The organism is Sulfurovum sp., from assembly GCF_015493435.1.
Lineage (GTDB): Bacteria > Campylobacterota > Campylobacteria > Campylobacterales > Sulfurovaceae > Sulfurovum.
Window position 1 is genome coordinate 1 of the sequence record NZ_WGDD01000002.1, and the last position, 11,809, is coordinate 11,809.

12 protein-coding genes are annotated in these 11,809 nt (G+C 46.4%); 5 read left to right on the forward strand and 7 right to left on the reverse strand.

The genetic code is table 11. The annotated features are described in order from the left end of the window. The 3 genes from F8L24_RS00345 to F8L24_RS00355 all read right to left on the reverse strand — a co-directional run. On the reverse strand, window positions 1-409 hold a 409-nt coding region (locus F8L24_RS00345), incomplete at its 3' end, for a restriction endonuclease subunit S (protein ID WP_294950914.1). A gap of 8 nt (window positions 410-417) precedes the next feature. Beyond that, window positions 418-1,395: a RhuM family protein gene (rhuM, locus tag F8L24_RS00350; protein ID WP_294950915.1), complete on the reverse strand. Its 978-nt coding sequence runs from the start codon at window positions 1,393-1,395 to the stop codon at window positions 418-420. After that, complete coding sequence (locus F8L24_RS00355; RefSeq protein ID WP_294950916.1) at window positions 1,392-2,981, reverse strand: class I SAM-dependent DNA methyltransferase; 1,590 nt, start codon at window positions 2,979-2,981, stop codon at window positions 1,392-1,394. Before F8L24_RS00355 ends, rhuM begins: the two co-directional genes overlap by 4 nt. Window positions 2,982-3,251: 270 nt before the next feature. Here F8L24_RS00355 and F8L24_RS00360 point away from each other — a divergent pair, with 270 nt between their 5' ends. Genes F8L24_RS00360 through F8L24_RS00380 form a run of 5 tightly spaced genes read left to right on the forward strand, consistent with a single transcriptional unit; the run spans window position 3,252 to window position 7,485 of the window. Further along, window positions 3,252-4,271, forward strand: coding sequence for an extracellular solute-binding protein (locus F8L24_RS00360; RefSeq protein WP_294950917.1), 1,020 nt, complete (start codon window positions 3,252-3,254; stop codon window positions 4,269-4,271). 1 nt (window position 4,272) lies between these two features. Further along, window positions 4,273-5,805 (forward strand): ABC transporter permease subunit, encoded by a 1,533-nt coding sequence (locus F8L24_RS00365; RefSeq protein ID WP_294950918.1) that lies wholly within the window; start codon window positions 4,273-4,275, stop codon window positions 5,803-5,805. Further along, entirely contained in the window at window positions 5,798-6,490 is a 693-nt protein-coding gene (locus tag F8L24_RS00370; RefSeq protein ID WP_294950919.1) for an ABC transporter ATP-binding protein, read from the forward strand. The genes F8L24_RS00365 and F8L24_RS00370 overlap by 8 nt, the downstream gene beginning before the upstream one ends. Next, window positions 6,483-6,713, forward strand: a complete 231-nt coding sequence (locus tag F8L24_RS00375) for a hypothetical protein (protein ID WP_294950920.1) — start codon at window positions 6,483-6,485, stop codon at window positions 6,711-6,713. The genes F8L24_RS00370 and F8L24_RS00375 overlap by 8 nt, the downstream gene beginning before the upstream one ends. Before the next feature lie 19 nt (window positions 6,714-6,732). Then, window positions 6,733-7,485, forward strand: coding sequence for a TIGR01458 family HAD-type hydrolase (locus tag F8L24_RS00380; protein ID WP_294950921.1), 753 nt, complete (start codon window positions 6,733-6,735; stop codon window positions 7,483-7,485). A 19-nt stretch (window positions 7,486-7,504) separates the two neighbouring features. Here the strand turns inward: F8L24_RS00380 and radC are convergent, their stop codons facing one another. The 4 genes from radC to F8L24_RS00400 all read right to left on the reverse strand — a co-directional run bounded on the left by radC (window position 7,505) and on the right by F8L24_RS00400 (window position 11,614). Then, entirely contained in the window at window positions 7,505-8,164 is a 660-nt protein-coding gene (gene radC, locus F8L24_RS00385; protein ID WP_294950922.1) for a DNA repair protein RadC, read from the reverse strand. A gap of 80 nt (window positions 8,165-8,244) precedes the next feature. After that, on the reverse strand, window positions 8,245-9,033 hold the full coding sequence (locus F8L24_RS00390) for a hypothetical protein (protein ID WP_294950923.1): 789 nt from the start codon (window positions 9,031-9,033) through the stop codon (window positions 8,245-8,247). Between the two features lie 63 nt (window positions 9,034-9,096). Continuing rightward, entirely contained in the window at window positions 9,097-9,885 is a 789-nt protein-coding gene (locus F8L24_RS00395; RefSeq protein ID WP_294950924.1) for a hypothetical protein, read from the reverse strand. A 19-nt stretch (window positions 9,886-9,904) separates the two neighbouring features. Continuing rightward, entirely contained in the window at window positions 9,905-11,614 is a 1,710-nt protein-coding gene (locus F8L24_RS00400; RefSeq protein ID WP_294950925.1) for a L,D-transpeptidase family protein, read from the reverse strand. Between the last annotated feature and the right edge of the window lie 195 nt (window positions 11,615-11,809).

Sequence of the window (11,809 nt, forward strand, 5' to 3'; positions counted from 1 at the left end):
AATAATACAAGTAGTAGGGGTTCATCTTCTCTTGGTCTAATGTAACTTTTAATTGACTTTGAGAGACAACATAGCGTTTATATTTTGAGTTCTTTGGAATTAAACCAACTTGTCCTATAGTTCCTCGATGAGTAATAACTATATCTAAGGGGAAAGCATTAGAAGCTTTCAGTTCATCAGCTTTTTCTTCTGTTAAGAAATCGTATTTATCTTCATTGATAAAGTCACCATTAAGGTTTGTGCCTTTAATTATAGGAATACCAGCATTAGTAAAATTTTCAGCTTTAATTCTTGAGCCAAAAGGTCCCATTGCAATAGCATTTTTCTTATCAGATTTTAAATTTTCAATTGAAAGTTCTTTCCACTCAGACCTCATACCCAAGCCCCGCCAAGTTCTTCTTAATCTCACACATCATCCTAAACCCCTTCCACTAACATGTTCATAACCAAGCGAATAATGATCTCTTTTTGTTCCGGCATAGAGGTAGCCACAAGCAGGGTTAGTGCTGCCAAGGCGTTATCGTTGATCTTGGCTTCACCGTTGGCTTTATGGAGGATGCCGTTTTTATGCAGAAAGAGTACGAATAGATACGCCCCTATACGCTTATTACCGTCGTTGAACGGATGCCCTTTGACTACATAATAAAGTAAATTTGCCGCCTTTTGTTCAACAGATGGCAACAGGTCTTCTCCGCCAAAAGACTGATATATGTTGAGTAGGTTGCCTTTGAACTCTCCGGCTTTTTCCTGACCAAAAAGCACCGTCGCTTCACCTTTGGACATGAGCGTCTCTTTGAGAGCGGCTATTGCTTCTTTCGCTTCATCATACCCCAATGCAAACAGGATATCCTGTGTCTCAGTCACTTCCGGAAGTGTCTGTTCATCGTACCCCTGCAGCAGTGCCCAACTTTTGGCATAATTCCCAATGATCTCTATAAACCCTTTGGCTTCATCCTCCGCCAATGCACGGCTCTCTACTGCCTGTTTGATCGTTTCAATCGTCCGCTCAAGTTCTGCAAATTTCTCTTTTTGGAGTCGCTCATGATCGAGAGCGTAGCCTTGGAGGAGGTATCTATTGAGTACATCTGTAGCCCATCTCCTAAAATAGGTCGCTTTTTTTGAATTAACCCTGTATCCTACAGATATAATCATGTCGAGATTGTAAAAGTTTTTCTTTCTTTTTTTACCATCTTTCGCAACCTGTTCCAAAATGGAACAAGTTGATTTTTTCTCAAGCTCACCGCTTTTGTAAATATTTCCAATATGTTTTACAATCGCTGGACGATTCACATCAAAGATAGCGGCAATGTCATTAGCATCTAACCATACTGTCTTATTCTCAAATGATACCTCTAGACTAACATTCCCATCTTCATAAATAATCATTTCACTCATATCTCATACCCCAAAGCCGATAAATTTTTCCGTATCTCATCTTCAAGCTTACGAGACTCTGTAAATTGTTCATCAAGCATTGTAGTCAGTATCGCCATCTTCTCAGAAAACGGCACACCATCATCCTCTTCTTCCGCCACACCCACATATCGACCTGGAGTCAGAATGTACTCTTGTTTTGCTATCTCCTCCGTCGTCGCACTATAAAACGCCCCAAGCTCATTGACATCTTCACCTCTCCTAAATGCATGGAAAGTATCGGCAATGCCTTTTGTGTCGGCATCATCAAAGGCTTTCTGCTTGCGGTCGATCATGTGCCCCACTTCTCTTGCATCGATGAACAGCGTCTTACCTTTTTGAGCCTTCTTCTTGTTAAGTATCCAAATACAGGCAGGTATCTGTGTGTTGGCAAAGAGCTGTGACGGCAGAGCGACAATGGCTTCGACCAAGTCCGCTTTGACGATGGCTTCCCGTATCTCCCTCTCTCCGCCTGACGTGGTACTGAGACTTCCATTGGCAAGCACAAGACCCACAACACCGTTGGGGCTGGTGTGGTAGAGCATGTGCTGCATCCATGCATAGTTCCCGTTACCCTTTGGCGGTGTACCATACTTCCACCGTGCGTCACCCTCCAAAGAACCATCCCACCACTCGTCCTGATTGAAGGGAGGGTTGGCAAGCACATAGTCGGCTTTCAGGTCTGGGTGCTGGTCTTTGGTGAAGGTATCGCCGGGCTCTTTGCCGAAGTCGAAGTCAATGCCACGGATCGCCATATTCATCGCCGCCAGTCTCCATGTGGTCGGGTTGGACTCCTGACCGTAAACGGAGATGTCTTTGATCTTCCCGCTGTGCTCCTCTATGAACTTCTCCGAAGAGATGAAAAACCCGCCCGAACCCATAGCGGGGTCATAGACTCTGCCTTTGAACGGCTCTACCATCTCAACAATGAGATTGACAATGGACTTTGGCGTATAGAACTGCCCGCCTTTCTTGCCCTCGGCTGCTGCGAACTGTCCCAGAAAGTATTCGTACACATGACCAAGTATATCTTTGGCTTTGAGTGTTTCATGAGCAAAAGGGATCGTTGCTATGAGGTCTAGCAGATCAGCAAGCTTGTTCTGCTCTATCTGTAGCTGTGCATAGTTCTTGTTGAGGATGCGTTTGAGCTTGGGGTTCTCTTTTTCTATCAGTTCCATCGTGTCATCGAGCATCTTCCCCGCACCTTTGAACTCACCACCAAGAGGAAGCGCAGAACCAAGTGAAAGACGGATGTTGTCCTGAAGGTACTGCCAACGAGCCGCAGCAGGTACCCAAAAGACATTCTTCTCCGTGTAGTAGTCCCTGTTCTCCAGCTCCTCTTCTATGAAATCATCAGAGTCTTCACCCAGATAGTAGTCATTCTCAGGGTTTCTAAACGCAGCCATCAACTCCTGCCGACGTGTTTCAAAGCTGTCGGAGACATACTTCAAAAAGACCATCCCCAGCACCACATGCTTATAGACTGCGGCATCAAGTGAAGGCAGCAGTTTGTTGGCTGATGTCCACAGCTTCTTTTCCAAGTCTTGTAAAAACTTTTGTTCTGTCATTCTCGTCCCTTATCAAGTTGATATATTTTAGCGTAAAAATATGTAGAGTTATTTATATTGACTTAAAGTGGTCTATTCATAGGTCAATAAAGACATGTCATACTCTGTCTCTCTGTCAAAGCCCTGAAGTGCACCCATAGGTTCATCGATGGTTATCCAAAATGCTGAATTTCTATTTTGGATTTGGGTTAACCCCAGATAAACTGAGGTCAAGCTATAATAATATCAGAAACCGTTTTCTGTACTGAAAAAAAGGAGGTTATACCTGTGGTGACTGAGAAGAAATATCTTTTTTTGCTTTTGCTCGGAGTGCTATTGCTTGTTTCCTGCAGTACGGAACATGCTTCCCGAAATAGTGTGACAGTCTATGTCTCGGAAGATCAAGTCTTTTCAGAGCCGATCCTGAAAGATTTTGAAAGGGCAACAGGCATTCATGTCAATGCCGTCTACGATACGGAAGAATCCAAGGGAACCGGGGTGATGAACCGCCTGCTTGCAGAAAAGAACAATCCACAGGCAGATGTCTACTGGGCCAATGAACCCATCCGTGCGGAAGTACTGAAACACAAAGGGATACTCACCCCCTACGAAAGCCGAAATGCCCAGGGCATACCTGCACTTTTTAAAGAAAAAGCGCATTACTGGACAGGGTTTTCGGCACGAATACGACTCTTTATCGTCAACAACAAAACAAAAGTAAAACCAACATCCATTCTCGACTATGCCAACCCGAAATTCAAAGGCAAAGGGGTCATTGCCAACCCGCTTTTCGGTACGACCACCTCCCACATCGCCGCACTTTTTACCCTCTGGGGTGATCCAAAAGCCAAACATTTTATGCAGGCACTCAAAGCCAACCGTATTGCTGTCTCTACCAGCAACGGGGAAAGTGCCGACCTTGTGGCAGGCGGGCAGTATGACTTCTCCCTTGTGGACAGTGACGATGCGATGAGCCGCCTGAAACAGCACGCGCCGGTCTCGTTCGTCTATCCTGACCAGCAGGCAGGAGGTATAGGTGCATTTGTTGTGCCGAATACGGTCATGCTTATCAAGGGGGCACCGCACCCAAAAGCAGCCAAACGGCTGATAGACTATCTGCTGAGCAAACAGAGTGAACACAAGCTTGCGTTCGCCGACTGTGCCCAGATCCCCCTGCACAGGGGAGTGGCAATACCCAAAGACCTCAAGCCGATAGGGCAGATCAAAGTAATGCAGGTCGATTACGGAAAGGTGGCGCAGAAGCTGATTGCCATCCAACCCTGGCTGAAACAGTGGCTGTCCGGAAGCTAATATGACGTGGCGGCTCCTGATTTTTCTGACTGTCGCGTTTCTCTTCACCGCTACATTGCTGCCGGTACTCTCGATGGTGTTCCATACTTTCTTCAGCCATGGGAATTTTGACTTCTCCGCCTACAAAGTGCTCTTTCAGGACAGCAGCCTTACAAGTTTTCAAAACTCGCTGCTGCTCTCACTGCTTGTTGCAGCAGCCAGTACGTTTGCCGGCACAGTACTCGGTATTGTACTGGGTAAAACAAAACTGCCCGGGAGCTATGTTTTGGTCATGCTTCTGACACTGCCGCTGCTGATCCCTCCCTATATACTCGCCCTTGGATGGTACGAAGTCCTTGGCAGAGAAGGCTTCTGGGGAGAACTGCTCTTTGGTTTCTGGGGGACATCCTGGGTATTGTTCTGTACCTATCTGCCCATTCCCATGCTTTTATCAATGCTTTTTTTAACACAGATCAACCCCCGGTTCGAGGAGGCTGCACGTCTGATGACGGGATGGCCCCAGGTACTGCGCTACATTACACTGCCGCTTCTTTTCCCTGCTGTCATACTCTCTTTTTTACTGGTGTTCATTCTCACTTTCGGAGAACAGAGCGTAGCAAATTTTCTGAGATTTGATGTATTCTCTCTGGAAAGTTTCACCTATTTCAGTGCCTTTTATGACTTTAAAACAGCTACCGTACTGGCTGTACCCATGGTCATTGTCGCACTGCTTGTACTTGCGGCAGAGCAGTTTGGACGGCATAAGCACCTCTGGCGTTTTGACACAGCCTACAGCATTGAAAAAATCAACCTGGAAAACACCCGGATACCCCTACTGATCATGATACTGCTTTTGATCAGTCTCACCGTACTGCTCCCTCTTGCGCATCTTTTTGCTGAAGCTACCGACATTCACCTGTGGGCAGAAGCCTTGACAAAAGCCTATCAGCCGATCTTGCGAAGCTATCTGTATGCAACACTCGGAGCGACGGCTCTGATGGTTTTCGGTTTTTTCAGCGGCTATCTACTGACCGAACGGATGTTCGCCCACCGTTTTTATGATGCTGTGCTGATCTTTATGTTCTCCCTGCCTGCTACCGTGACCGGTATTGCCCTAATCCTTTTCTGGAATACCCCCTATACGAACTTCATCTACGGCACCCCGCTGATCATACTGTTCGCCTACCTGGGAAAATACCTTGCACTGACTGCCAAAATCACCCAGAATCGCCTTGGACAGATACCGCATTCCCAGGTAGAAGCTGCACAGCTAGCAGGGGCGAACCCGTTTCAGGTCCTGCGTTTTATTCTTGCGCCGCTTTCAAAAAAAGCTTTGCTGATCGCCTGGGTGATCGGTTTCATCTTTTCGCTTCGCGAAACGACCATGACCATGCTGCTTTACCCTCCCGGTTACGACACACTTCCCATCTATATTTTAACACAGATGGCCAATGGCGAACCCGGGATGATCGCGGCGCTCAGCGTGATCATGATTTTGATGTCACTGCTGCCGCTTTTGGTACTGGGATATTTTACAAAGGATCCCCATGATTGAATTTCAACATGTTTCCCTGACCTATGAGGACAAACCGGTCCTGAAGCCTTTTGACCTGACCATTGGGCGTAAAGAGCGGCTGGTCATCCTTGGTGCATCAGGCAGCGGCAAGACTTCATTGCTGCGGCTGATCGCCGGCCTGATCGTACCGACGACAGGAGAGATAAAGATAGACCGGAAGACCATAAGCCGTCCGGGCACGGCTGTCGTTGCCCCGAACAAAAGAGAAGTCGGCATGGTTTTTCAGGACTTGGCATTATGGCCGCATATGACGGTAGAAGAAAATATTTCTTTTGGATTAAAGCTGAAACACATAGACAAAAAAAAGCGTCATACACGCGTGGATGAACTATTGTCCCTCATGGGTCTTCCCGGGTACGGAGAAAGACACATCAACCAGCTTTCAGGCGGTGAACAGCAGCGTGTCGCACTCGCCAGAGCACTCATTCTTTCCCCCAAAGTACTGCTGATGGATGAACCGCTTTCCTCCCTCGACACAGCACTTAACCTTCGCCTGAGAAAAGAGATCGTCAGGCTGCAGGAAACATTTGGTTTTACCCTGGTTTATGTAACGCACAATGAAGAAGAGGCTAAAGAAATAGGCACAAGGATCCTTTTGATGGAAACACTGGATTATGCTATACTAAAAGATACCTCAAATAAAAAAAGGACCATACATGAATAAATATATACTGTCCGGATGTATCATCTGTACTGTTTCTCTGTTGAACGGGTGCGATAGCAATCCTGCAGCAGGAGCAGATAAAAAAACATCCGTTGAAAACCCTGTGAACACGTACATGGACAGCCGTGTCAATGCCCTGGAAAATGCAAAAGCCGCCGTGGCAAAAAGCAATGCGCAGACAAAAAAGCAGGATAATGCCGTAAAGGCACTGATAAAACAGTAGGGACAGAAAGGATGTCATCATGAATCAGATCAAAGGACTGCTTTTTGACATTGGCGGTGTACTCTATACCGGTACATCGGTCATAAAGGGTGCGCCTGCAACCATCGCTGCCCTCCAAAAACAATTTCCGGTCCGCTTTCTTACCAATACCACCAGACGTCTGCCCGAAGCCATGCTCAAAAAACTGACCGGTTTTGGATTTGCGGTAAAAGAAGAAGAACTCTTCACCGCACTGAGCGCCACCAAAGCATTCTTAACAGAAAAGAATGCTGCCGCCCTTACCGTAATGACCGATGAAGCAAGTTCTTATTTTGATGATTTCATATCGGAGACTCCTGAGTATGTTGTCGTAGGAGATGCGTTTACCAACTTCGACTATGCACACCTTAACAAAGCATTCAGGGCGCTCAACAGGGGTGCCGGTCTTGTTGCGGCAGCAAAGAACCGCTATTTTCAGGATGATGACGGAGCACTCTCTATGGATGCGGGAGGCTTTATCGCTGCTTTGGAGTTTGCCGGCGAAACGTCTGCAAAGATCATAGGGAAACCGAGTGAAACCTTTTTTCACCTTGCCGTTGCTTCCATGGGGCTGAAACCCGACGAAGTACTGATGATAGGCGATGACATTGAATCAGACATCAAAGGGGCGCAGGATGCGGGGCTTATGACGGCTCTCGTCAAAACCGGAAAGTTTCAGCAAAGAGACCTTGAAAGAAGCATAGTGCCAGACCTCCTGCTTGAAGATATCAATGCCCTGCTTTTGCATGTATGAAGCAGGCAGCAAGGAAACATCACAGCAAGCCCTCGTCTGAAAAACTGTAATACCCTTGTTTCGACAAGATCACATGGTCAAGCAGTTCTATCCCTACCAGCTTTGCAACCTCTTTCAGTCTTTGCGTGACTTGAATATCGGCCCGGCTGGCTTCAAGCGTGCCGGACGGATGGTTATGGGCGACAATGATACCCGCCGCTCTGTCAGCGATGGCTTCTGAAAATATTTCCCGGGGATGCACCAGACTCTGGTTCAGGGTCCCAATGAATACCGTTCTGGTATTGATGAGCCGGGAAGCACCGTCAAGTGTGATGAGGAGAAAATACTCCTGCTGTTTTGCGGCAAAGGATTGCAATGCTTCATACACATCTCCGGCAGAGACAATACGCCGGCTGGTACGGATGAGATACCGTCTGCCCAGTTCTACCGAAGCAAGTATCTGTGATGCTTTTGCCGTACCGAGACCGTGGATACCGCACAGTTTGTCAAACGAGAGCCCCTCAACGCTCTCATCCATCATCACAATGATCTCTTTTGCCAGTTTCCGGACGTCTTTACCTTGTACACCTGAACCAAGAAGCACGGCCATCAGCTCTTCGTTCTTCAGTACCTTTACGCCTTTTTTCAGCAGTTTCTCTCTGGGTTTGTCATGGTTGTGTAATTCCGAAATCGTTTTCATAGGGAAAGTATAGGGCAACCTCAGAGGAGAACAGAAAAATATGTCATATTGTCATATTTTGGCAAAGCAGCCTGCTTTGCCTAGTCACGTCCGTCGGCAATATCGACAAGATAAAAGCCTCGCTTCCAATACTTTCGAATAGACTTTCTGAAATCTTCGATATCTTTATTGTTGGCAAAAAGCTCTTCCCTCGGATGGGGAGACTGGGCAAAGAGAAGGAACCACTCTCCGGCCGTATATTCGATATTGACAATGCGGTAGCCTGCCTTCCAGCGTTTTTTGATCTGGGGGCTGACACCTTCCCACTCATCTACCATATCATATGCCTCGTCGGTAAAACCGGTGTTTTTGGCAAAGATACCGGTCCAGTAGCCCTCTGCTGCTTCGACATCAACCAGCATTGCACCTTCTTTCCATTTTTTGAGAATAAGCTTTTCAAAATTTTCAAAGTAGCGGGTATAGCCAAAAGAGACATTGGTATATTTACCGCCTTTTGCAAATACGCCAAGCCAGTCACCCGCGCCATATTCAATGTTTATCAGGGAAAACCCTTTTGCCTTGTAGGCTTCTACTCCCTGTTTGAAGCTTTTAAGGTCACGTCTGTGCATATAGGCCTGCTGCGTATAGCCTGTGCCTTTGGCATACAGGGCCATCCAGACATCATGGCCGTAAGAAACATCTATAAGGTCATACCCTCTCGCCCACTCATTGTCTATCTTTGTTTTCAGCCGTGCCAAAGTTTTGCTTGTCGTGTAGGACTGGTCTGTATAACCCGTGTTTTTGGCAAAAACGCCTACCCAGAAATCAGCTGCCATGCCCGTCAAAGGGAGCACGAGTACCGCAGCCGCCACCATTAAAATCTTTTTCATACTACGCTCCTTCTCAGTCTAATACTGTTCTATAAGTTTTGGTAAATACCATTGTAGCATATTTCACTTTCTGCCTTCCGAAAGATCTGTGATCCGGTAGCCTTTTTGCCAGTATTGGCGCACTGTCTTTCTGAAACGTTCATGGTTTTCTCTGCGGATATAGAGCTGGTCATGCAGCTTCTTCTCTTTGGCATAAAGACAAAACCACAGGTTGTCTCCGGATTCAAGGCTGACAATACGGTATCCCTTCTGCCAGAAGGCATCAATGTTTTCGGCAAGGAGATTCCAGTTTTCCGACAGGATATAGCGTTGAGAAAGGTACCCTGTGCCCTTGGCGAAAAGGACAACCCAGTATCCCTCTTCCGCTTCCGTATCGATCATATCAAACCCCTGCTTTTTACGTTTGGCAATAATCTTTTTCATACTGTCCAGATCACGGCTGACCGCGATGTGTGTCTCTTTGAAGCGGCTGCCTTTTTCAAGTACTGCCACCCATTCGCCTACGCCGTTTTCCACATTGACCACGGCATATCCTTTGCAGAGCCAATGGCGGATCGCCGTTTCAAAATCGGCCATGGACCGGCGGTGCAGATAAGTCTGCTTGCCTATACCGGTACCTTTGCTCAGTATCACGCTCCATCGGCGAGGCGAGTGAGAAATATCTGTGATCCGGTAGCCTTCTTTCCAGGCATTCCTGATGGGTCTTTCCAGGTATCTCAGCTTGACTTTGGAGAGCATGATCTGTTCGGTATAGCCTGTATCTTTGTCCAGTACACCGACAAAAAAATATTCTGCCCACACTCCCATGGGCAACAGCAGCATCAGTCCTGCCGCATATCGCAATAATTTCATTCTGCTCTCCTTGATAATGTTAGTTGGACAATGGAACATCCTCTTTCTTTTTTATTCTTCCCATGCGTTTTTTTGGCATGGTAAAGGTTGCTTTCATGTGTCCTTCTGACGATTCTTCTATGATCTTGTCATAAAGATAAATATCATTTTTAAAGTAGGCAAGCCCGTCTTCTTCAAATACCGTAAAATAAAGGATATGCACAGGAATAGGCTGTTTCAGTCTGATGGTTTTAGGTTTGTTCGTAGCAATGATCGCATCGATATCTTCTTGGCTGTAGTGGCCTTTGGCATGCTCAAGCAGAAGGTCCATCAGCGCAAAAGGCTTGTCCACCCTCATACAGCCTGAACTGTAAATTTTATAACGTCTTGTAAGCAGAGACTTGTTGTCCGTGTCATGCAGATATACAGAATATTTGTTGGGGAACATGAACTTGACGCGCCCCAGTGCATTGTTGTCTCCCGGATACTGCACAAAACGGTACGGTACGTGTTTGCTGCTGTGTTCGTAGGGATCAAGCATTGCCTGTGTCACATTGATTTCCTTCCTGCCGGAAAAAACATGGATATTGTTCTCTACAAGATATGCGGGGTTTTCTCTTAGTACATGGATGAGATCCCTTTTAATAAGATTGTCCGGGATGGTCCAGGTCGGGTTGAGCACCATGTATTCTATCTTGTCACTGAAAATGGGGGTAGGCCGGTCGATCCGTCCTACGACAATACCTGTTTTCATCAGCATAACATAGTTCCTGTAATAGCGCAGGTTGAAGTCGGGGATGTTGACGGCGACATATTCCTTTTCAAAGCGTTTGGGATAGAGTTTGGTCTTGTCCAGGTTGGTAATGATCGCCTGAATATTCTTTTTGACAGGCTGGTTGAGATAGTAGGTGACCCGTTTGTCCACCTGTCCGTTTATTTTAAGCAGATACCGTTTCTGATAGGTTTTGACCGCACGCTCAAGTGTGCGGTCGAATTTCCAGTCGATCGGTGCATTTGCAGGATAGTCACCGGAGATCTGAAGCCGTCTTTTTATCTCTTTGACACGGAAAGACCTGTCTCCGAGTTTCAAAGGTTTATTGCTGTATTTGATCTGGGGGAATTTGTCCATGATCCGGTAGTTTCTCAGCATTTTGACCAGACGTCTGTAACGCTTCTCCATCGGCAGCAGGGAATCGAGATAGCTCCGTACCGTACCGTTTGCAACAGCCTGTGCCAATGCCTCTTCATCGGGAAAAGGTTTGGGTAACATTTCCCAGTCCGCACGTATGTCATCACTCTGTTTCAGTGCTTTGAGTTTTTGCTGCACCAGGTTCCAGTCGACATCCCCCTGCACGACAAAACGTACCAGATACACGAATGCACTGCTCAATGCAATATCCAATCTGGAGTAGACCGCGGCTTTTTTTGAAGCACTGAACTGATTGTTGTCAAGCATATAGGTCAGTGTTCTGATGGTTTTTTGGTTAAACGCTTTGTTCTTGTAGTTGTAAAGCGGCTCATTCAGTGCCTGTATCAGCTGACTCATTTTCTCTTTGTTGGCTGCTCCTACCCATAAAGGCTTGTTCCCTGTCCTGGCATAGAGATTCCGCACGATCGTTTTGTTCTTTCCGCTGAGTTTGGTCTGAAGGTCATGCTGAATATGGGCAGAGATGGTTTCGACCGAAAGTGCCTGTGCCAAAAGTGCCTGGTTAAAAAAGAGCAGGAAACCCAAAAATAATATAAATCGCAAGAAATACTCCCGTAAAAGTCTGTATGAAGAGTATTATAGTCAAATAGATTAAAGAAAAGGCGAAAACCCTATGCATCAGTATACATTGAGTACCATGCTTTCTTCTGTCAAAGTTCAATGTATTTTATTATGATAATAAAATAGATAGTTATTTATCGGCCTACTGACCATCTATTACTCTGTGTAATATGTTTC

Excerpts from the sequence above, each read along its gene's own strand:
- rhuM (WP_294950915.1), bottom strand. The coding sequence starts at position 1,395 with ATGAGTGAAATGATTATTTATGAAGATGGGAATGTTAGTCTAGAGGTA.
- F8L24_RS00355 (WP_294950916.1), bottom strand. The coding sequence starts at position 2,981 with ATGACAGAACAAAAGTTTTTACAAGACTTGGAAAAGAAGCTGTGGACA.
- F8L24_RS00365 (WP_294950918.1), top strand. The coding sequence starts at position 4,273 with ATGACGTGGCGGCTCCTGATTTTTCTGACTGTCGCGTTTCTCTTCACC.
- F8L24_RS00370 (WP_294950919.1), top strand. The coding sequence starts at position 5,798 with ATGATTGAATTTCAACATGTTTCCCTGACCTATGAGGACAAACCGGTC.
- F8L24_RS00375 (WP_294950920.1), top strand. The coding sequence starts at position 6,483 with ATGAATAAATATATACTGTCCGGATGTATCATCTGTACTGTTTCTCTG.
- F8L24_RS00380 (WP_294950921.1), top strand. The coding sequence starts at position 6,733 with ATGAATCAGATCAAAGGACTGCTTTTTGACATTGGCGGTGTACTCTAT.
- radC (WP_294950922.1), bottom strand. The coding sequence starts at position 8,164 with ATGAAAACGATTTCGGAATTACACAACCATGACAAACCCAGAGAGAAA.
- F8L24_RS00390 (WP_294950923.1), bottom strand. The coding sequence starts at position 9,033 with ATGAAAAAGATTTTAATGGTGGCGGCTGCGGTACTCGTGCTCCCTTTG.
- F8L24_RS00395 (WP_294950924.1), bottom strand. The coding sequence starts at position 9,885 with ATGAAATTATTGCGATATGCGGCAGGACTGATGCTGCTGTTGCCCATG.